At 37.6% G+C, this 20,887-nt stretch carries 15 protein-coding genes and 2 pseudogenes; 5 read left to right on the forward strand and 12 right to left on the reverse strand.

Going from position 1 to position 20,887, the window contains the following annotated elements; translation table 11 throughout:
- Nucleotides 1–96 precede the first annotated feature (96 nt).
- Both J2Y67_RS06150 and J2Y67_RS06155 read right to left on the reverse strand, forming a co-directional pair.
- Nucleotides 97–1,203 (reverse strand): glycosyltransferase, encoded by a 1,107-nt coding sequence (locus J2Y67_RS06150; protein WP_310171838.1) that lies wholly within the window; start codon nt 1,201–1,203, stop codon nt 97–99.
- Between the two features lie 132 nt (nt 1,204–1,335).
- Nucleotides 1,336–2,058: a WecB/TagA/CpsF family glycosyltransferase gene (locus J2Y67_RS06155; RefSeq protein ID WP_310171840.1), complete on the reverse strand. Its 723-nt coding sequence runs from the start codon at nt 2,056–2,058 to the stop codon at nt 1,336–1,338.
- Nucleotides 2,059–2,105: 47 nt separating this feature from the next.
- On the opposite strand from J2Y67_RS06155, the gene murJ reads away from it, so the two are divergent.
- Nucleotides 2,106–3,680: a murein biosynthesis integral membrane protein MurJ gene (murJ, locus tag J2Y67_RS06160; RefSeq protein WP_310171843.1), complete on the forward strand. Its 1,575-nt coding sequence runs from the start codon at nt 2,106–2,108 to the stop codon at nt 3,678–3,680.
- Nucleotides 3,681–3,710: 30 nt separating this feature from the next.
- Here the strand turns inward: murJ and J2Y67_RS06165 are convergent, their stop codons facing one another.
- From J2Y67_RS06165 to J2Y67_RS06195, 7 genes are all read right to left on the reverse strand, one after another.
- Nucleotides 3,711–5,021, reverse strand: a complete 1,311-nt coding sequence (locus J2Y67_RS06165; RefSeq protein ID WP_310171845.1) for an O-antigen ligase family protein — start codon at nt 5,019–5,021, stop codon at nt 3,711–3,713.
- Nucleotides 5,022–5,083: 62 nt separating this feature from the next.
- Complete coding sequence (gene tagH, locus J2Y67_RS06170; protein ID WP_310171846.1) at nt 5,084–5,884, reverse strand: teichoic acids export ABC transporter ATP-binding subunit TagH; 801 nt, start codon at nt 5,882–5,884, stop codon at nt 5,084–5,086.
- A gap of 18 nt (nt 5,885–5,902) precedes the next feature.
- Nucleotides 5,903–6,733 carry an ABC transporter permease gene (locus tag J2Y67_RS06175; protein ID WP_310171848.1) on the reverse strand — a complete coding sequence of 277 codons (831 nt, stop codon included), beginning with the start codon at nt 6,731–6,733 and terminating at the stop codon, nt 5,903–5,905.
- Nucleotides 6,734–6,914: 181 nt separating this feature from the next.
- Entirely contained in the window at nt 6,915–8,117 is a 1,203-nt protein-coding gene (locus tag J2Y67_RS06180) for a CDP-glycerol glycerophosphotransferase family protein (protein ID WP_310171850.1), read from the reverse strand.
- A complete protein-coding gene (gene tagD, locus J2Y67_RS06185) occupies nt 8,110–8,508 on the reverse strand; it encodes a glycerol-3-phosphate cytidylyltransferase (protein WP_310171852.1) in 399 nt (132 codons plus the stop codon). The genes J2Y67_RS06180 and tagD overlap by 8 nt, the downstream gene beginning before the upstream one ends.
- Nucleotides 8,509–8,724: 216 nt before the next feature.
- On the reverse strand, nt 8,725–10,953 hold the full coding sequence (locus J2Y67_RS06190; RefSeq protein ID WP_310171854.1) for an SH3 domain-containing protein: 2,229 nt from the start codon (nt 10,951–10,953) through the stop codon (nt 8,725–8,727).
- 139 nt (nt 10,954–11,092) lie between these two features.
- The gene (locus J2Y67_RS06195) at nt 11,093–13,591 is read right to left on the reverse strand and encodes an SH3 domain-containing protein (protein WP_310171856.1); all 2,499 of its coding nucleotides are present in this window, start codon (nt 13,589–13,591) and stop codon (nt 11,093–11,095) included.
- Between the two features lie 317 nt (nt 13,592–13,908).
- Here J2Y67_RS06195 and J2Y67_RS06200 point away from each other — a divergent pair, with 317 nt between their 5' ends.
- From J2Y67_RS06200 to J2Y67_RS06215, 4 genes and pseudogenes are all read left to right on the forward strand, one after another.
- Nucleotides 13,909–15,114, forward strand: a complete 1,206-nt coding sequence (locus J2Y67_RS06200; protein ID WP_310171857.1) for a right-handed parallel beta-helix repeat-containing protein — start codon at nt 13,909–13,911, stop codon at nt 15,112–15,114.
- A gap of 185 nt (nt 15,115–15,299) precedes the next feature.
- Nucleotides 15,300–17,522 (forward strand): bifunctional glycosyltransferase/CDP-glycerol:glycerophosphate glycerophosphotransferase, encoded by a 2,223-nt coding sequence (locus tag J2Y67_RS06205; RefSeq protein ID WP_310172124.1) that lies wholly within the window; start codon nt 15,300–15,302, stop codon nt 17,520–17,522.
- A gap of 139 nt (nt 17,523–17,661) precedes the next feature.
- A pseudogene (locus tag J2Y67_RS06210) lies at nt 17,662–17,847 on the forward strand (IS5/IS1182 family transposase); the annotation flags it as partial.
- Complete coding sequence (locus J2Y67_RS06215; protein ID WP_310171858.1) at nt 17,847–18,029, forward strand: hypothetical protein; 183 nt, start codon at nt 17,847–17,849, stop codon at nt 18,027–18,029. The pseudogene J2Y67_RS06210 and the gene J2Y67_RS06215, both read left to right, overlap by 1 nt.
- Here J2Y67_RS06215 and J2Y67_RS06220 read toward each other — a convergent pair.
- From J2Y67_RS06220 to J2Y67_RS06230, 3 genes and pseudogenes are all read right to left on the reverse strand, one after another.
- Nucleotides 17,986–18,489 (reverse strand): LysR substrate-binding domain-containing protein, encoded by a 504-nt coding sequence (locus J2Y67_RS06220; protein ID WP_310171859.1) that lies wholly within the window; start codon nt 18,487–18,489, stop codon nt 17,986–17,988. The genes J2Y67_RS06215 and J2Y67_RS06220 overlap by 44 nt on opposite strands.
- Nucleotides 18,490–18,523: 34 nt before the next feature.
- A pseudogene (locus J2Y67_RS27935) lies at nt 18,524–18,616 on the reverse strand (PhnA domain-containing protein); the annotation flags it as partial.
- A gap of 32 nt (nt 18,617–18,648) precedes the next feature.
- Nucleotides 18,649–20,745: a sigma-54 interaction domain-containing protein gene (locus J2Y67_RS06230; protein WP_310171862.1), complete on the reverse strand. Its 2,097-nt coding sequence runs from the start codon at nt 20,743–20,745 to the stop codon at nt 18,649–18,651.
- Nucleotides 20,746–20,887 lie beyond the last annotated feature (142 nt).

The following is a 20,887-nucleotide window of genomic DNA, read 5'->3' on the forward strand; positions in this document are numbered from 1 at the left end:
AGAAATCATTTTGTAAAAATAATGTCAAAAAAACCGTTTTTTTCTCAAGATAATACGGACCATTTCCAGACAGGGATCCGCGATGGATCCCTTTTTCTATCCAAGCTTTTTATAGGTTGTAAGGACACTATTACGAAAATTTTCAATGGTGAAGTGTGTCGAAGCATGGTTATAAAGATTCATGCCCATTTCTTTTAGTTTACCCATTTCACGACAATGAATGGCTTCTTTTATTGCATGAAGCAGTGGTTCTTTTTGGTTAACAGGGACAATCCAGCCGAACTCTTTTGAAGGGATTAATTCACGAACACCGCCGACATCGGAGGTGATGACTGGTTTTTTTGCACGAGCGGCCTCCAGCAAGACGAGTGGAAAACTCTCACTAAAGGATGCAAGTAATTTGACATCACAGATTTCATATAAAGCATGAACATCCTGACGCTGCCCTAAAAAAAGAATATGGTTCTCGATTCCTAACTGTGAAACAAGCTGTTTTAGTTCTGTTTCTAAGCTGCCTGTTCCTACCACGAGCAATTTGATATTGTCATGCAGATGGCTTAATTCTTTGATAACGTGAAACACGATGGAATGACCTTTTACCGGACATAATCGAGCAACCATGATGATTAAGAAGTCATTGTCCAAGATGTTTAATTCATTACGCGAGATTTCTTCCGTACAAAAGCTTTTTTTAAAATCAATACCATTAAAAATAGAGGTAATTTTATTTTCAGCAATACCTTCTGCGACTAATAAACTTTTAAATCGCTCGGAAATGGCTAAGAAATGATCTGGTTTTTTTAATGCCCATAAATGAAGGGCGGTAAATATAGTACCTGGCAATCCCCGGCCAAGAAAGTCATGGCGCGGGTTGCTATGTAGGGTGGTGATCCAGCTTAGTGTTTGCCTTTTTCTTTTTAAAAAACAGCCGTAAAAATTAGCCCGCGGTCCATGGGTGTGCACTATTTCAATCATTTCTTGATCAATTAAAGATAGGATTTTCTTGAGAAGCGTTAGATCCCATTTTGATTTTTGATTGAAAAGCACTACTTTAATTCTTTTATCTAATGCTTTTTCATACATAAGACCCTTTTCAAAAAGTCCTAAAATGATTTCGGTCTCTTGAATGTTTTCCAGCAAATCAAGAATATGAACCATTCCCCCGCCGGTTTCCACTCCAGCATTTAAATGAAGCACCTTCACCCTTTTCACCCTCTGGCTCAATTAAATTGACGACTTTTTTTGACAAAAAGTTTCATCTATTATTGTTTATTGCCATAACGGCGGAAAATCATGTACGTTAGATTTATCCAACGTGATGAGATGGGTGATAGATTATTTTTTCATCTTTAAAATCTCCACCAAAAACCTAGGCAGTGCTAGCATTCTTCGCCAGCGGGATGGCTGCTTCACAAGCCGGTAAAACCATTCCAGATTTAGCTTCTGCCAAACCACAGGGGCACGCTTAACTTCCCCGGCAAGGACATCAATGCTGCCGCCAACCCCCATGAAAATCCCCTTTGAAAAGGCCGCGTAATGAGCGGAAATCCACTTTTCCTGCCTTGGAAAACCTAATGCCACAAAAACAATGTCAGCATTTGCTGCTTTGATTTCATTGGCAATCTTATCCTCTTTCCCTTTAAAATAGCCATTGTGCGAACCGGCCATCACCAAATGAGGATACTGATTGCAAATATTGGAAACTGCCTTCTTATTCGTTTCTTCCTTTCCGCCCAAGAGGTAAATTCGCCACCCATTCTGGTCTGCTAATTCCAAAAGCCGTACCGTTAAATCATATCCGGCGACCCTTTCCTGAATCGGCGTATTCAGAATTTTAGCGGCTAATATAATCCCGGATCCATCCGGAACGACATAATCGGCTTTTTGGACGATTTCCCGATAATCCACGGCCTCCCGTGCATACATAACAATTTCCGGATTGGCGGTTACGACAAACGTTTTAATCCCCTTAGTAATCCGCTCCGTTAGCAAATCAACAACCTCATTAAAACCTTTATTTAAAAAATTTATTCCCAATATATTCACGTTATTTTTCATTTGTAATCCTCATTCTTTCATATCCTTACATATATCCTGCTCCATTATTGACCATACTGGCTAATGAACCATTTGGCAAGACAAAGACGGTGACTTTTATGAAAATGATTAAATCTGTTGGAATTATAACGTTAATTGCGATTGTCAGCAAGATACTCGGCTTTGGCCGCGACCTATTGATGGCCGCTTATTTTGGCGCATCTACCGTCACCGATGCCTTTTTTGTTGCCTCGATTATTCCCGTCCTGTTGTTTGCCGCTGTCGGTATGGCCATTACCAGCGGAATTGTGCCGATTTATGCGGAAGCAAAGGAAAAAAGCAGGCAGGAGGCTCGCGATGTCATTAGCATCTTGGCAACACTGTTTATCACGCTGTCAATTATCCTGACGTTCCTATTTTATTTAGCAACACCCTTTATGACGAAACTGATTGCACCAGGCTTCAACACCCAGCAAGCTGGGCTTACCAACCAATTAACCATGATCATGCTTCCGAGCTTTTGTTTTTTTGTTCTATCGGCAATCATGACTGGAATTCTGGAATATGAAAAAGTCTTTGCACCGCCCGCTTTTATTGCAATACCACAAAATCTATTTGTCATCATCACGATTATTTTTTTAACTAAACAATATGGGATTTATGGTGTTGCAGTTGCAACGCTGCTCGGCGCCATCAGCCAATTTTTCATACTCTATCCTTTTATAAAAAAGTATCAGGTTTTTTACGTAAATTTCGCCTTTAAAACGTATCAGAAACAAATCTTCGACACGCTAAGATTGTTTTCGCCGATTTTCATTGCCTCTGGGGCCTATCAAATAAATGCTGTAGTGGACCGAATGGTGGCATCCCGGCTTCCAGAGGGCAGCGTTTCAGCATTAAACTATGCCAATAAATTAATGTACCTGCCACTTAGTATTCTCTTATTATCCCTGATTACTGTGATCTTTCCGTCTGTGGTAGATGCAGCCGTTAAGAGGGGCGGAGAGTTTGTCCAGTGGGTTTTCAAAGGGATTTCATTGATTACCTTTGCCGCGATTCCAATTGCTGTGGTAATGCTGATTGAGAGCAGCATTTTGGTTGAACTCGCCTTTAAACGGGGGGCTTTTGATGATTCGGCAGCCAGCATGACAAAACAGGCCTTTTTCTTTTACACCTTTGGAATGGTTTTTATGGCATTAAAGGAATATTTGAATCGTTGTTTTGTTGCCTTAAAAGAAACAAAGGTGACCATGACCTGCAGCATCCTCTCGGTTGCATTAAATATCGTGTTGAGCATTATTTTGGCTCATTTTTTCGGAGTTGGGGGAATTGCCCTTGCCACTGCCATTGCCATGCTGTTTCAAACATTATTATTATTTTTCAGTCTTTCCAAGCATGTTCCTATTGAAAAAACAGCCAAGTTATCCTTTAAGAAAAGCTTGGGGAAATTACTCATCCTGTTCGGGCTTGTCTTTTTGGTTTCAAGACTATCAGCGTTCATTATTCCGGTTACAAATCCTATTCTTCATCTCGGTCTCGTTACACTCATTACCTTTGCTTTATTTACAGCCGCAGCACTTCTCCTAAAATCTCAAGAAATTCTCGGACTGATGCAGATTATAAAAAGGAGAAAACAAACGTAAAGGGAACTCGCTCCTTGGCAAGTTCCCTCATTATCCCAGCTCTCCGCTCCGGTCCTGAATAGTCGTCAGTAAATAAGCCAGCAACAGCCCTAAATACATACTTACCCCTGGGGCTGTTAAAACATGTCCCGCTGTAAAGGAAATACCCAATCCAAGGACGACACCTGTCGAAATTAATACATTTCTTGTCGAAAAACTTTCCGGAAAATAGCGTAATACGTTCCGTACTATTCTGACCAGTATCCAACCCAAAGGGATAAAGAATAAAATAAATCCGAAGATCCCAAGTGAATAAAAAACATCGTAGAAATCCATTTCTATCATTTTTGGCTGTTCTTGATAATTTCCCCCATACCCCATTCCAAACAATTTTTGCAAAACGGGAGCTTCACTAAAATATTGTTTCTGTACCATAAGGAAATTTTCCCTACCGCTTAACACCAGATTTTCCACTTGTACAGCAGGGGCATTTGATTTAACGTCCCCCACGGCTTGCGATTGATTCGATTCCAACCGGTTTAGATGCATATTCATATTTTTAGCAATGGAAGAAAAGGGAAAATAACAAAAGGTTCCGACGAAGAGTCCTAATAGCATTATGGGCCGCAACCATCCGGAATGATTTTTGAATAATCCGTAAAGGGACATCAACAGCGCCAAAATCAAGACGATAACGATTGCCCCAAAACCTACCTTCGTCCCTAAGGCAAATAACGAGTAAATGACAAGCACCACCGAAATCCACGCCCAGTTAGATTTTTGGAGTGCTGCCAGCACCACAACAGGAAATCCCATCGCCAAGATCGCTCCAATTTCATTTCCGGCATAAAACCAGCCAACATGACCTTCTTTTCCCCATGAATAACTGTTAAAAGCGGTTCCGGTTAAGCCAGAAACAACCATTACAGCCCCAATCATAGTCATGGAGATAACAAGAACATCCAAGATTCGAGAAACCCTATTATGTCTAAAAAACACAAAATAAAATAGCAAAGCAACATTAAAATAAAAAAGTTTAACAAAATACTTCGTTTCAGCGGAAGCCGAAAATATAGGCTTGAAAGATTGATTGATAAGTAAGTGAATCATGAAAAAGACAGCCAGAAACAGAAAGTACATTCTCACCGTCTTCGAAAAGAACATGGCATACAACCCCATCAAAATAAGAAAAGCAAAGCGAATCAACAATCCTGCAGTAAAATCCTGTCCTTGCAGCCGAAGCGATAACGACGTAAATAGATCCAGGATCGGCTGCAACATAATGTAAATAAAAACAATTCGACGAATGATTTTCCACCGCCCCCATTCCTGACAAGCACTACTATTACTATTTGCATTCATCAAAAAAAAAACCTAAACGGAAGCTAAGCACAGCTCTCCATTTAGGTTTTTTAAAATTCATCTTAAATTGTCGCAAGGCCGCTTTGTTTCCGTATTACCTCTTCGCGAAATCTCTTCTGTTCTTCTTTGGTCATTTTTTTGTACTTTTTAAGAAATTTTTCATAATCAGGGATAACCTCATCAACGGAACCGAAAGACTTAATTTCCCCATATTCAAGCCATGCCGCCTTTTCACAAAATTCTTTAATTTGAGCCATGGAATGGCTGACAAAGAAAATCGTTTTTCCCTTTTCTTTAAACTCAAACATCTTGTTTTTCGACTTTTCGGCAAAGGCCTGGTCTCCAACCGATAATGCTTCATCGACTATGAGAATATCCGGATTAACCGTTACAGAAATAGCAAAGCCCAGACGTGATTTCATACCGCTTGAATATTTTTTAACTGGTTGATCAATAAATTTTCCAAGATCCGCAAAATCGATGATTTCCGGTTCAAGCTCTTTAATTTCCCTCTTTTTAAAGCCGAGCATTAAACATTTTAATTCAATATTCTCCATGCCTGTTAGATTGTTATCCAATCCAGAGGAAATGGCAATGATTGAGGAGGTTCCATGAGATTCTACTGACCCGGATGTTGGCGGAACGACACCGGCGATAATATTTGAAAGGGTTGATTTCCCGGAACCATTCACCCCAACAAGTCCAATTACATCCCCTTCATTTGCCGTCAGCGAAATATCCTGTAATGCATAAAAATCCTCCCCATATCCTCCTGGTAAAATCACATCCAAAAGTTTTTCCTTTGGAGATTTATGCATTTTATATTTTTTAAAAACATTTTTGACAATAACCGTTTCAGTCATGAAGAATTCACCCCAATTTTACAAGTAATCAACAAAGCGGTTTCTAAATTTCAAATGCAGAACGGACCCGATCAATAATAAAACAAGGACTGTCCCCCAAAAATACAAGGTATATTGGGGATATTCATAGGCATACCAGCCCGATCCAAGTAAGGAAGCCCGATAACCTTCGACAATATAATACAATGGATTCATTTTTAGCAAAATGGAAAAGTCGATCCCTTTAATCATTAAATTGTCTCTATGCCATAGGAGCGGCGTAATATATAGAAGCATTTTTAATATCGAATTCACAATCTGCTGTACGTCTCTTACGATTGTCGAAAGTGTAGAAGTAACAAGTGCAAGAGCTAACAAAAACACCAAAGTGGCCAGCATAAAATAAGGAAGCTGAATAAAATATACAGTCAGTTTATATTTTGTAAATTGCAAAAAGACCGTTACTACTGAAAGCAGCATGATATGAGAATAAAAATTGGCCATGATCACATATGAAGGAATGGCACTCATCGGAAAGCTCATTTTAGAAATCAATTGGATTCTTGAATAAATGGACCGAGATGAATTTGAAATGGCAGGACTAATAAAAAACCAAGCAACCATTCCGGTAACCATCCAAATAAAAAAAGGAACATGCATTCCATTATCCATTTTAATTTCCTGGCCGCCCCGGATCCCCATGCCAAAAATAAACCAATAAATGGCCAACTGGATCGTTGGATTCAGTACTTCCCAAACTCTTCCTAAATAATGATTGGTATTGGCACTTTTTAATTCAAAAGCAGATAGTCTCATAATCAGATAAAAGGAACTTATTTGCTCCTTGATGATGGTAATCATTGACTTCATTAAAATTTGTCCTTCCTTTAACAATTAATAACCTTGTCCATTATACATTAATTTCCCCAAATGAGCATTATAAAATGAAACTTCAAATTGTACGAATTCATAAAATCAGGGGTCCTACTGCCCGTTATTGCGTGATAAAAACAAAGCTTCGAGCGAGAAAATAACTCGAAGCCTTTGCTTATTATAGTAATGCCCTGCGTTGTTCGACTTGAGGGCTTTTTTCTTCAAATAAATAAGAAACTAAATTCTGACTAGAACGGCCATTAGAATATTTGTTCCATTTTTCAGCATAACGATCAACGACGTTTAGATCAAAATCATTGTTTTGAATCAACTTAATAATCGAATCCGTGTCCTTTGCAATGGGGCCAGGGAGATTTTCTTCAAAGCCGTATAACACACCGCGATTCTTTTTATATTCTTCTAAATCGTAGGCAAAAAAGATTATTGGTTTTCGTAATAAGGAAAATTCAAATGGAATGGAAGAATAGTCTGTAATCAAATAATCAGCCACAGCAAGCAACTCATTGATCTCATACTGACTTGAGGAGAAATCGAAAACGAAATCTGATTGTATTTTAGAAAAATCGACCGAATTTCCTATAGCGGGATGCAAACGCAAAATTAACATGTATTCATTTCCAAGTTCCTGGCTCATCTTTTCTACATTCAGTTGAATTGAAAAGTTCTCTAACTCATGGTCGCGATAAGTAGGTGCATAAAGAATCACCTTTTTATCCTTTAATACACGATGTGTTCGTGTCAGCTTTTGAATCGCTTTTTGCTTTTCCTTTTCATTAAAAAAGAAATCCGTTCTTGGAACCCCTGTTGTTAAAATAGTTTCTTTTTTAAGATTGAAGGATTTCATAAAGGTTGCTGCCATGACATCTGAACCAACAACCACTTTATCAAATTGTTGGTAAACCTGTAAAAACCGCTGTTTGGCACGCTCACTTCTGTTTTTAACAGAGCCATCTTCGAGTCCGAATTTTTTAATCGCACCAGATGCATGCCAAAGCTGAACACAGGTAACTTCTTCCTTAAATATTACAGCAGCAAGAAAACCAAAATAGTTATCTACAAAAATATGCTTTGAAGTCGCTAAATGATAAATAGACTTAAACCAATTCAAAAGATGATAGGTTTCAAAAGGAACGCAGGTAAAATCATCATAATCTTTAAAAAGGGCGATACTTTTACCTTTGCACAGGAAAACCACTTCATTTTGAATAGTTTGGCGGCGCATTTCCTCAAAGACATATCGACTGTTGTCACCAAAGCTGATGACAAAGGTGGTTTTATCTTTAAGCGGAATCAAATTAAATACTGAAAATACACACTTAAAGACAAATAGATACAAAGAAATGGCTAGTTCCCTAACCATTTCTCACCATTCCTAAGTCGTCTTTTATTTGTGATGTTGAAATCCCGATTGTTCTTGGTAAGTATATTACTTCACAATAGTCCTTAAGGAAATCGAACTTGCCTTTCCAATCATCACCCATTACGAAAATGTCTACATCATGCTTGATTACATCCTGGATTTTCTGATCCCAAGTATTTTCAGGAATCACTTCATCGACAAAACGAATCGATTCCAAGATTAATTTTCTATTTTCAAAGCTGTGATAGGCTTGTTTGTTCTTACCTTTGTTGAATTCATCTGTTGAAAGACCAACAATTAAATGGTCGCCTAAATCTTTTGCACGTCTTAATAAATTAATGTGTCCGAAATGTAGTAAATCGAATGTTCCGTATGTTAGTACCTTTTTCATTTAGTGTTACCTCCTAATTTATTATGGATCTATTAAAATGTAACTTATTTACACAAAATTCAACTTTAATTTACATCAAATTAACATTACCAACTCATTATAAGACTATCAATCTTAAATTTCAATCCATATCCATTATGTTCCACCAAAATACCTAAATTAGAAAAATGTAAAAAAAGCCGACAACATCATAAATGATGCATGTCAGCTTTTAGTTTAATTAAGTTCTTTTGTGATATAGGCTTTACTTACCCAGCCAGTTTTTCCATCCGCTAACTCAACTTTATACCAATTTTTCGTGCTGTCCATGATGATTTTTTTGTCATCATCTAATACTAAATGAACATATTGGTTTAACTGTAAATAACCAATAACAGCTTTAGATGTGGATGGACCTGAGCGTACGTTTAGCGTCGATGTAGTTACCCTGCCTAAATTAAGAACTGAAATATAGTCCTTGTATTGTGAGAAACGAATGTTTCCAATCCAATCTTCTGTATCATTTACCTGAACTTTCACATTATAATCGTTTGTTTTTTCAAGCATGATAAAAGTAGTTCCTTTTTTAACTGTACTCGTTAAATCCGTTTTCGCGACAGCTTGAATTCCGCTTGGCAATTGATCCTTTCCAGTTGGAATTCCAGGTATACCAGGAACTTTTGTGTTAATGGCCGCTTTATCATAATATTTTTTATCAAATGCCATGATGTTGTTCATATGCCTTGCAATTGCATTGCCCCAGTTTGGATCACTTGCATACCAATAGTTCATTCCGATACTTTTACTTGAAATCCTTGTACCATGCGAATCGTTAGCCCGAAAGCCAAGGAATGCCCCCTCAAAATGGGTTCCATTAGGGTTTAAATAATCGGCTTTCATTTTTTGAGCCACATAATTAATGCAGGCTTCGACGGAAGGAAATCGGTAAGCTCCAAAGAATGGTGCGGCATCATAGGCTCCATAACCAAATAAATTCTTTTTCCCTAAAGAAATACTCGATGTTCCATAGGCACTTTCGTGAATCGCATGGGCTGCTAAATATAAAGCATTGACACCAAATTTTTTCCCTGCATAAATAAAGGCCTGTCCTTTGCCAAGTAACACACTAGGTTTGCCATTTACATTTGCAGCAATATAATTATTAATTTGCGTTGCTGTTACATTTGAAGGAGTACGTAAATCAATAAATCGGTAATCCACATTTTGGGCATATTCCTTTAAATAGGAGCCATAAACATAACCCTTTTTGCCATTATAAGTTACCTGGTACCAGCCATCCGCTGTTTTTGCTCCTGATTTAACAGTTGTACCTAATGCAATAACAGTTAGTACGGTTGATTTTGAATCGGATGATTTTCGTAAATTCAAACTCGCAGTTACTAAGTAGGATTTTGCTTCTTCCGTAACTTTTTCCTCTGGAACACTGTTATTTACTTTTGGCGGTGTTTGCAACGTTGATTTAGGAACATACCCCGTCTTGCCCTTATAGGTTACAGCATACCAATCACCTACACTTTTCGTTGTAGAAATCATGGCCCCTTTTGGAATGCTGATTAGATGTTTATAGGAACTTCCATAAGAGGAATAAACATATGTATTTGTCTTTACCTGATAATTTTTTTTCGCAAAGGTCTTGGATGTCGATTGACTGACATCGCCGCTGGAGATATAAAGGTTTTTTCCGTTAAACGAAACACGGTACCAGGTTTGTCCAACACTATTAACCACTTTTTGCGACGAATACAAGCCGTTATTAGCAGGTAGACTATAGATATACTTATTCTTTGTATCCGGTTGGGAATAAAGCTTCGCCGTTTTTTTCGTAAAATAATAAGCCCCGCTTGTTTTTGTATAACGATAATATTCTTTTAAATAGCTACCGCTGGCCCAGCCGGTCTTGATGACAGGCTTCCCTTTAGAGGTATAGGTATAAGATACTTTATACCACTTGCCGCTTTTCTCATTAGATGTTACTGTTTTCCCTTTAGTAAGGGTCATGATAATCTTATTACTTGTGCTTGCACCCGACCGCATATTTAAGCTAGAAGATGTATAATAGGTTGTTTTTGTAAATTTAACGATCTTCGGAACCGAGGTCTTTGTTAAACTGACCGTTTTTTTCTTTAAATAAGATCCGCTTGACCAACCCGTTTTGGTAACTGTTTTTCCCTTTAATTTGTACGTGTAACTAACCTTATACCAGTTTCCTATTTTCTGAGATGATAGGACCATTTTTCCTTTAGGAATAGTTAAAATGGTTTTATATTTCGTGCCGGCACCTGACCGCATTCTTAAACTAGCGGTGGTTTGATAGGTCGCTGTTTTAAAATGGACAAGACTTGCCGCTTCAGCATGTCCGATATTGATTGGTGCAAACGGAACAGCTATTTCGCTTCCAATCAGCAGACCTGTTGATAAAATAATTGCTTTCCCCATGTTTTTCATTCCATACACTTCCTTTTCTCTCTCTTCCTTTTACAACTGTTTCTATTCCCGCTGTCTAACGAGAACTTCATAACAGAATAGAACGTACGTAAGTAAGAGCGATCGCATCACCTCGAAATCTATTATTCTATTTTCAAAATTATTTAAAATCCTTCGAATATAGTAAACTAGCACTAACCCATCCAGTGGTTCCATTTGCCAATACGATCTGATACCAGCCTTTAGATGCGTCCATCGTTAATGTCCCATCCTTTTTCATAACGATTTGAACAAAATCATTTAAGTATAAAGTTGCAATTGGTGTATTGTTTGTCGACGCATCCGGACGGACATTTAATTTTGCAGATGTCACCCTGCCTAAATTTTGCACGGATAGATAATTCGTATAGGAACTAAATTTAATATCGTTCGTCCAATACTCTTTGCCATCAACATTAACCCTTAACCAGTAATCATTGGTTTTTTCTAAAATGATGAATGATGCCCCTTTACTAATGGTTTTAACTGCATCATTCACTCCTTTATTACTATCAAGGACAATATTACTTTTGGCAATTGCCATGATATTTGCAGGGAACACATCACTGCCCGCAGGGATAACCGGTCTTGCTGGGATGGCAGTATCAGTGCTTGCTTTTGCATAATAAGATTTATCGTAGTGTAGAATATTTTCCATATGCTGCGCAATCGCCTTCCCCCAGTTTGGGTCGCTGGCATAATAAAAGTTCATGCCTTCGCTGGCTTCGTCAATTCTGGTGTTTGATAAGGTTTTTGTGCTAAAACCAAGATAAGCGCCATTATACTTCCAATTTATTGGGTTCAGATATGTAGTTTTGATTTCACGGGCAATATAATCAATGCACACATCAACACTGTCAAAACGATAAGCGGACATAAATGGTGCAGCATCGTAGGCACCAAAGCCAAACAGGTTATTTTTCGCAATTGATATGGCTGAAGTTCCAAACGCGCTTTCATGAATTGCATGTGCAGCTAGATATAAAGCATTTACACCATACTTTTTGCCAGTGTCAATAAATACTTTTCCTTTCCCATGAAGGATGCTTGTCTTACCGCTTGTTTTCTCATATCCTGCAATATAGTTGTCAATTTTACTTGGTGTTACAGGAGATTGTGTCCTTAAATCAATAAATTGGTAGCTATCTCGATTTCCCATTGGATCACCCGTAATTACTTGTGAAAGATACTTTCCAAAAACATAACCGGTTTTCCCTTTGTACAAGACCTTATACCAGCCATCAGAAGTATAACTTGCGGGAATAACAATCGTTCCATTCGGAATTACGTCCAGAACCTTTGACCCTTTATCATTTGACTCCCGAAGGTTTAACTCTGTCAAAACCACATAGGATGCCTTTGCAATCGGAACCTCGCTTGGATCCTCTTTTGCAGGAGGAAGATCTTCTGCCTTTTGGATATAGGTTCCATTGATATAACCGGTCATCCCGCTATACGTTACTTTAAACCAGTTATTGGCGGTTTTCATAATGGCAGTAACCATTGATCCTTTAGGGACAGTCGATAATAGATTAGAAGAGTCTTCCGGATAAACTCTTAAAACGACATCTGTCACTGCAAGATAATCTGTTTCTTTATCCAGCTGTTTTTCAACAGGCACGGTGTACTTTGTAAAATCCTTCGAATCAGCGTAACCGGATTTCCCGTTATAATTTACTACATACCAATTACCTATTTTTTTGCCAGTAGAAATAAGCGTACCCTTTGGTATTTGTACTACCGTTGAAAAAGCTTTTCCAACTGACGATTTAATGTAGGTATCTGTACTCGCTTGATAATCAGTTGCTGAAAAAGATTGAATTGCTGCTTTATTAACATCATTACCATTAAGATAAAGTGACTTTCCATTAAAGGAAACCTTATACCATGTTTCACCAATACTATTTACGACTTGACTCGTAATGAAAAAACCATTCCCTAATGAAACGCTGTATACTGCTTTTTGCTTTGTATCAGCACTTGGATAAAGACTCGCCGTTTTTGTTGTAAAATAATAAGCGCCAGTGATTCCGGAGGTTTTGTAATATTCTTTTAAGTATGTACCGCTTACCCAGCCAGTCACTTTTACGGTCTTACCATTGGACGTATATGTATTAACTACCTTATACCACGTTCCTGCTTTTTCTGTGCTTGAAATCGTCTTTCCTTTCGGGATCGTGCACAAGACTTTATATTTCGTCCCTGCCCCAGAGTAAAGCTTGACACTTTCCATCATTTGGTACGTTGTTTGTTTAAACTTGACTGAAGCGGTTTTAGGAGATGCAGCTGGAGTGATTTTCTTTAGATAGGAGCCGCTTACCCAGCCTATTTTTGTGGCCGTTTTCCCCTTTGAAATATAACGATACGAAACCTTAAACCAATTTCCCGTTTGTTCAAAAGCAGTGACAGTTTTTGCTTTTGGAATCGTTGTAACGATTTTACTTTTTATACTAGGGCCTGTCCTAAGATTAACATTTGCAGATGTTTGATAGCTGATATTTGCAAGCTTCAAGATGCTGGCAGCTTCAGCTTTTCCTAAACTGTATGGAGAAAAAGGGGCTATAGACCCACTAAAAACCAAACTTGTCGATAAAAGAACGATTTTCCCGATTTCTTTCATTGAATAACACCCCTGTAGTATTTCTGTACCCTTTTACGCCAAATCCTTCTATTAAATAGCAATTTTCTACAATACTATTATTATCGCTTATAAATAGGAGTTTTTAAATAGATTTATGGAAATACTTGTTACAAAGAATAAAAAACAGGAAAATCTTCTCATATAAGTTAAAACAGAAAACCACTTTGTCAAAACGCAAAAAATGCCCAAGGCTGCCCAAAATCAAACTAAGAACGATATATACACAGTGAAAATTTCTTGATACAATCCATGTTAATTATGATTTGAATGACCATATTAATAAGGAGGAATTAAAATTGAGGGTAAATCAATGGACGATTTTTGTAGTTGTAATGCTGCTAATCTGCTTTCAATTACCGAGAACATCTTTGGCGGCTTCAAAAACTTATACAATTACACCTACTAGTAAACCATATAAAGGAGGTATGACAAATTTTAGCACCTATAATAAATATACCAAACAGTATTATTTACTCCGTTCATACCTAGAGCATTTAGAAAAAATTGGAGGGGGAACTCTTATCCTAAATAAGGGAACCTATACAATAACTAACACGTTATATGTTCCATCCAATGTGACCATTTACTTTAAAAGCGGCTCAAAAATTCTAAAGGGAAGAGACACTGGTACAAGAAAGTTTAGCCCTTCCAAATCGATATTTCAGCTAGTCAAGCCATCTGACGCCTATAAAAATGGAATTCGCAGCAAATATAATGGCGAAAAAAATATCCGCTTCATAGGGGAAGGAAAGGCAATCATCGATCTCCAATTTGATGAACATACCATTGCAATTGTATGTGGCCATAACCAGAACATCCAGATTCAAAATATCCAATTCCAGCATCTTAATTCAGGACATTTTCTTGAAGTGGATGCTACAGAGAATATGTTAATCACAAATAATTATTTTATCGATTCAAAAGCATCGCCTAAAGAAAATAAAGAAGCCATTAATCTTGATACACCAGATCTTTTAACAAAAGGCTTCAACAATCCTTGGAGTAATCACGACAAAACTCCAAACCGCAATATTACCATTAATAACAATACTTTTAAAAATCTTGATCGAGCCATCGGTACACATAAATATTCGGAAGGAAAGTACCATGATCAAATCATTATCCAAAAAAATGATATAGAGACCACACGTATGGATGCAATCCGGGTTTTGAATTGGTCTAATTCAATCATTGAAGACAATACGATTAAAAATGTAGCAGGACAAAAAGGAACCTTCCGTGGAATTCTGGCGAGTGGAGCGATGAACCCGACGTTTCGCAATAATAAAATTGAAAATACAGCCCGTCCTATTCAATTTATGCCTTGGAAAAATAGCGGGCCTGGCTCAGTCTACCACCCTACCTATAATCATTTGACTAGCGAAAACATTAACAGCCTAAAAACAAACCGTGCGATCAATACGATAGAGTCTTTTATTCGAATCAATGAGGTGTATAATGTATTTGATCGCGATACGGAGAAGATTGTTTTAAATCCATAAGCAATAGGGTTCCATTTGAAAATGGAGCCTTTTATTTATAAAACTGTGTTAATGATGATTGTTAATCATGAACTAGATTGTTCCATTCGACAAAATCAAACAAAATTATATACATTACGACTTTTACTTGTTAAAATCTTTAAAGGGAATTTTTGATTTTCAAGGAGTGTGAATAAGGTCACATGATGAATATAAATAAGCAGAAGGTATCTGTAATAATCCCTTACTATAATTCAATGGAATTTGTTGAAATATGTTTAAACTCAGTTTTGGCTCAAAGCTACTCGGATATTGAAATTATTATTATAAATGATGGTTCTGATGAAGAAAATTCAAACTTTCTTGAATCATTATTAACGGATGACCGTATCGTCTACATTAAAAATGACAGGAAGCGCGGCGTTGCTTTTTCACGAAACATAGGAATAGAAAAAGCAGCCGGTGAATATATCTTTTTTCTTGACAGCGATGACCTTCTTACAAGCGATGCGCTAGAGGTTCTTGTTGAAAATATTCAGGATTCCCCGGCCATATTTGGAACATTAAAACGTTTAGTCCGATCATCGGATATAAATGTGCCTAATGATATTGAAGAATCAAGTGACTCTTCGGAACCAATTGAATCCGAAGAACTACTTAAATGGATAGATGAGCCTAAAGTAATTAGGAAAGAATTATCTCCTCGAAAACTGTTTAAAGGCGGCAGCATTTTAAATGGATTAATTAAAAGTGAATTTATTCGGAAAAATCATATTCGATTTTATGAAGGAACTGAAGGTTATACGGATATTTCCGGAATCATTCCATTTATTATCCATGTAGAGAAATTACCAAAGCTTACTATTCGCACCTATTATAAACGTGCAGGCATCCATTCGATTACCAATCCAGCACTCATTCAGCGTCCAATTGAAGAAAGGGTCCGTGAATTTATTAAACTATATCTAGATTTGAATAAAGAATATGGACAAATTGAAACGGCTAAAAGATTTTTAGATCGGATATTTTTAAGTTATTATCGAAGAACAGTCATCTATATTTTCAAGGACTCCAATAATTTTGATGAATTTTTTAAATTATATGGAAAGGCAATAAAGCTTCTAGATAAATCCCGTTTATCGTCTCAGCCAATGCATATTAGAGGCGAAATAAAACACCTTGAAAGAGGAAATCAAAAGAAATTCCAAAAATTCCTCCGCCTGCATATCGAAGCAAGGGATTTCAGAAACGGGATTAGAGGTGTAAAACGATTCAAAAAGTATGTTTACAAAAAAGCTTTTCAATATATATCGAATTTCCCTGTTAAAAACAATTTAATCATGTTTGAAAGTTTTCTTGGTAAGCAATATAGTGATAATCCTCGAGCAATCTACCAATACCTTAAGGATCATCACCCAGAATACAAAATGTATTGGAGTGTGGATCCTCGCTTTAAAAAGGGCCTCCCACAAACAGGAGTACCTTATGTAAATCGTTTTTCGATTAAATGGCTTTTTTTGACGGCGAGAGCAAGATTTTGGGTAACCAATAGCAGAATGCCTTTGTGGATACCAAAACCAAAAAACACTATCTATTTACAAACATGGCACGGAACACCTTTAAAGAAGCTTGCCCAGGATCAAAAAGAGGTATTAATGCCCGGTACGACAACAGAAAAATACAAGAAAAACTTTCATAAAGAATCAAGAAACTGGGACTACTTGGTTTCCCCTAATCGTTACTCAACTGAAATATTTAGAAGTGCCTTTCAGTTCGATAAACAAATGATTGAATCAGGTTACCCAAGAAATGATGTCTTTTACAGTTCAGTCCGTGATGAAAGAGCCAGCGCATTTAAGAAAAAGCACGGACTTCCTGAAGATAAAAAATTCATTCTCTATGCACCTACTTGGAGGGATAATCAATACCATCAGGTTGGCCAATATAAAATGGATTTAAAGTTAGATTTAGAAAAACTACGAAATGAATTAGGAGAGGAATACATCGTTATTCTCCGAATGCATTATTTGGTTGCAGAAAACTTTGACTTAGATGCCTATCAGGGCTTTGCATATGACTTTTCAAAGCATGAAGATATTCAAGATCTCTACTTAATATCTGATTTACTCATTACTGATTATTCATCAGTATTTTTCGATTACGCCAACTTAAAAAGACCAATGATTTTCTTTACCTATGATATTGATGAATACCGAGGAGATATACGCGGCTTTTATTTTAACTTTGAAGAAGAAGCACCCGGTCCAATCGTTAAGACGACAGAGGAAGTAATTGAAGCAATCAAAAATATGTCCAGAGATCAAGATTCGAATAAAAGGTTCAATGACTTTTATCAACGCTTCTGCTATTTAGAAGACGGACATGCTGCAGAAAGAGTAGTAAAAGAAGTAATTCTAAAGAATAAGTAAATCAATATCCCAAGATAAAGATAAAAGAGCTGCAATTTACTTGCAGCTCTCAGACTGTCGACAAATTCGAATAAATTCGGATTTGTTGGCAGTCTTTTTTGTATAATTAAGATGAGAGAAATTTTATTGGAGTGATGAAATGCTAACTAAAAATACACAGATGAATCGTGACCAAATAGAAATGATAGCTTTAGAACAACTTGTACCTGCGGACCATTTGGTCCGAAAGATTGAGGATGCTATCGATTTTTCTTTTATCTATTCACTTGTTCAAGATATGTATTCATCTGAACGAGGACGTCCGAGTATTGACCCTGTTGTATTATGTTAGAACCTCTTCTTGAAAAGGTAATTGAAAACTGCGGTAAACCGGAAGCTGTTGCAGCAGACGCTGGATATAAAACACCTGCTATTGCCCAATACTTAATTGAAAGTGAGATTCGCCCCGCTCTTACCCTTAGTATCAGCCCCATCCTACGCTTGAACTTTGTTTTAACATCTCAATAAATTTTGAAAGCGCGCTTGTCATTAGACTATCCTTGTGTCGAATAAAAAAGGTTTTGGCGGTGCTGTATTGTTCTGGAATTTCGAAAGAACGTACTAACCCTTTTATTTCAAGTGATAGAATCGAAGACTTTGGCACCAAAGAGGCTCCAAGTCCAGAAATCACACCTTGAATAATAGCATCGGGATGATTGAATTCTAAATATCGAATTTTACCAATCCCTATTGTTTTCAACCAAGTTTCAAGTTGGTCTCGATGTGGACAACCTTTAGTATTCATGAGAAAAGGTTGATGACATAATTCTTCAATATTTTTCATCTCTGGAGCACTGATTAATACGAGTTGTTCTTCAAATACAAGCTCCTGTACGATGCTTTCATCATTCAGTTCATTTTTTACTAATACACCATGAAGTTGAAAATGACGAATCTTTTCCACTAATTCAGCTGAATAATCGGTCATTAACGATAACTCCACTTTTGGATAATTATACTTTTTAAACAAATTCAGATTTTAATCGCATAGCTCCAATACCATCAATTTTGCAATCATTATCATGATCCTCAACCAAACGTATATTTTTTACTTTGTAGTTATTTTTACACCTAACGAACTTTCTTTTCAATTCATTATTTTCTCTTTGATCATTTGTAAAACCTGTATTCCCATAGGAGTGATCGTTGTACCTTGCTTCTTTACACCTATTGCGACACATCTACACCGTTGGAGAATCGATAGCTTATTGCGAATTTGAGCTTCGGATAAGGGACGAGAGAGCAATGAGCATAAAACGGTTCGTCCCACCCGCTCCTGCCGTTTACTGAAACTCCACAGGATTGTCAATATATCCTCATAATCCATTAGGGAACCGTGACGCGACAAGAATTGAAGGATTTCCTCCCTTTCCACTGTTTCCCCTCCGGCTGTTGGAACGTGAGGGAGTGACAAGCTGCTATTGCTATTCAATATACGTTCAGGAATATGTTGTAATTTTACTGTATCTCCTTCTACGATTACCTTCAGATACTTAATGAAATTTTCCAACTCCCGAATATTACCTGGCCAACTGTAGTTTAAAAGAACATTTTTTACTTCAGGTGTAAATTGTAGCTTTCTCCCATTATCATAAAGGAAATAGTCTATGAGGATAAAAAGATCCTCATGCCGTTCTCTAAGATTTGGGATATTTAACGGCAAAACGTTGAGTCTATAGTACAAATCTTCCCGAAAAGCACCCTTCGACACCATACTATTCAGGTTTCGGTTTGTGGCAGCGATCACCCTGACATTGATGGGAATTACGCGATTTCCTCCTACCCGCATCACCTGCCGCTCTTGGAGCACACGCAGCAAGGCGGCCTGTATACTGAGAGGAGCATCTCCAATCTCATCCAGAAAAATGGTTCCATTATGGGCCAATTCAAATAGACCCATTTTCCCTCCTTTTTTTGCTCCTGTGAAAGAGCCCTCTTCGTATCCAAACAATTCACTTTCTGCCAAACTTTCTGTAAGGCCGGCGAAATTGACCGGGACGAATGGGCCATCCCGCCGGGTGGAATACTTATGAATCGCTTGGGCAAATACTTCCTTGCCCGTACCGTTTTCTCCTGTAATCAATACGGTAAAATCACTTTCTGCCAGTCTGACAGCAACCTGTTTGGTAGAGGTGATGGACCCGCTTACACCGATGATATTTTCGAAAGAATATTTTGTCGTTAATCCCAGACGGCTGCTATTTTTGCGGATTTCCTGTTCAATTCGTTGGACAATCGTGACATCTTGAAACGTAACAACGACACCCATCAAATGCCCGTCCAGCATCATGGGAACTTTGGTAACCAGAAGAACCTTGTTCCGTATCTCCAATAATTGATTGGACTCCTCCGCGTGGGATTGAAAAATCTGATTCAGGTTAAACTCAGGGATTACATCCCAGCACGTCTTTCCAAGGCAATTCTGTGCAGACAGACTGAGGATTTTCTCCGCTTCTTCATTAAAAACTGTAATGTATCCCCATTCATCCATACTAATTATTCCTTCATGAACAGCATTAAATACGGATTCCAGCTTTTGATTTAACCGCTTCTCATTGTTTACGGAATTGGCTAAGTTTCTTCCAAGGCGGACAAAATCTCGGAAAAACTCCGCTGTATAGAAATGCGCATTTTCCATAGGAAGATTCAATTGTCGGGCAATATCATAAATCGTTGTCAAATCGATCGGACGTATGCCCAAATCAATCACTTTACCAATTGTCTCCGGGATGAGTTCTTCTAATCCATGTGTAACCGCCACATCGATACCCTCAAGTGCAGGACGGATTTCCGCTGGATGCGGTACATATGGAATAAAGTGCAAATGATCAAACCCCAGGCGATTCAAAAGCTCAATGGCATCTACAATCGTGTCCATACTGTTCGAGACAAATAGACATTGGGTTCCTGGAGCTAAATCCATCAGTTGTTCGAGCTTTGGCAAATGAACGGTTCTTCTAGCAAGCAGTGCCTGCTCATGGAGTAGTTTCGGTAACCGATCCAATAAACTATCGGCGGAAACTAGAATCAGTTCACACTCATCCACTAATTGGCTATCCAGATCCTGGTGCTCATGAACGGTATAAATCTGAATATTGGTACCGAAAAACATTCTCAGGTTATTCTCAAAGGTTTGTGCTAGCTTTTCCCCTCTTGTTAGCAATAAAATGCATGGTCTCTCCATTATTTCTCTCCTCTTAAAACTCCTTTTTTAGAATAATAACCTAAAAACAAACCTAAAACACCTAATAAAAAATTCCTATTAAAGTATTTCAAGGAAGACAGACCGCTATTAGATGAAGTCTTTTATCCCGATAGAAAAATTT

Source organism: Neobacillus niacini (genome assembly GCF_031456445.1).
Classification (GTDB): Bacteria; Bacillota; Bacilli; order Bacillales; family Cytobacillaceae; genus Neobacillus; species Neobacillus niacini_I.

What these genes read in the sequence shown, in the direction of transcription:
- J2Y67_RS06155 (WP_310171840.1), bottom strand. Translation starts at nt 2,058, where the DNA reads ATGAAAAATAACGTGAATATATTGGGAATAAATTTTTTAAATAAAGGT.
- J2Y67_RS06165 (WP_310171845.1), bottom strand. Translation starts at nt 5,021, where the DNA reads ATGAATGCAAATAGTAATAGTAGTGCTTGTCAGGAATGGGGGCGGTGG.
- tagH (WP_310171846.1), bottom strand. Translation starts at nt 5,884, where the DNA reads ATGACTGAAACGGTTATTGTCAAAAATGTTTTTAAAAAATATAAAATG.
- J2Y67_RS06175 (WP_310171848.1), bottom strand. Translation starts at nt 6,733, where the DNA reads ATGAAGTCAATGATTACCATCATCAAGGAGCAAATAAGTTCCTTTTAT.
- J2Y67_RS06180 (WP_310171850.1), bottom strand. Translation starts at nt 8,117, where the DNA reads ATGGTTAGGGAACTAGCCATTTCTTTGTATCTATTTGTCTTTAAGTGT.
- tagD (WP_310171852.1), bottom strand. Translation starts at nt 8,508, where the DNA reads ATGAAAAAGGTACTAACATACGGAACATTCGATTTACTACATTTCGGA.
- J2Y67_RS06190 (WP_310171854.1), bottom strand. Translation starts at nt 10,953, where the DNA reads ATGAAAAACATGGGGAAAGCAATTATTTTATCAACAGGTCTGCTGATT.
- J2Y67_RS06195 (WP_310171856.1), bottom strand. Translation starts at nt 13,591, where the DNA reads ATGAAAGAAATCGGGAAAATCGTTCTTTTATCGACAAGTTTGGTTTTT.
- J2Y67_RS06205 (WP_310172124.1), top strand. Translation starts at nt 15,300, where the DNA reads ATGAATATAAATAAGCAGAAGGTATCTGTAATAATCCCTTACTATAAT.
- J2Y67_RS06215 (WP_310171858.1), top strand. Translation starts at nt 17,847, where the DNA reads ATGTTAGAACCTCTTCTTGAAAAGGTAATTGAAAACTGCGGTAAACCG.
- J2Y67_RS06220 (WP_310171859.1), bottom strand. Translation starts at nt 18,489, where the DNA reads ATGACCGATTATTCAGCTGAATTAGTGGAAAAGATTCGTCATTTTCAA.
- J2Y67_RS06230 (WP_310171862.1), bottom strand. Translation starts at nt 20,745, where the DNA reads ATGGAGAGACCATGCATTTTATTGCTAACAAGAGGGGAAAAGCTAGCA.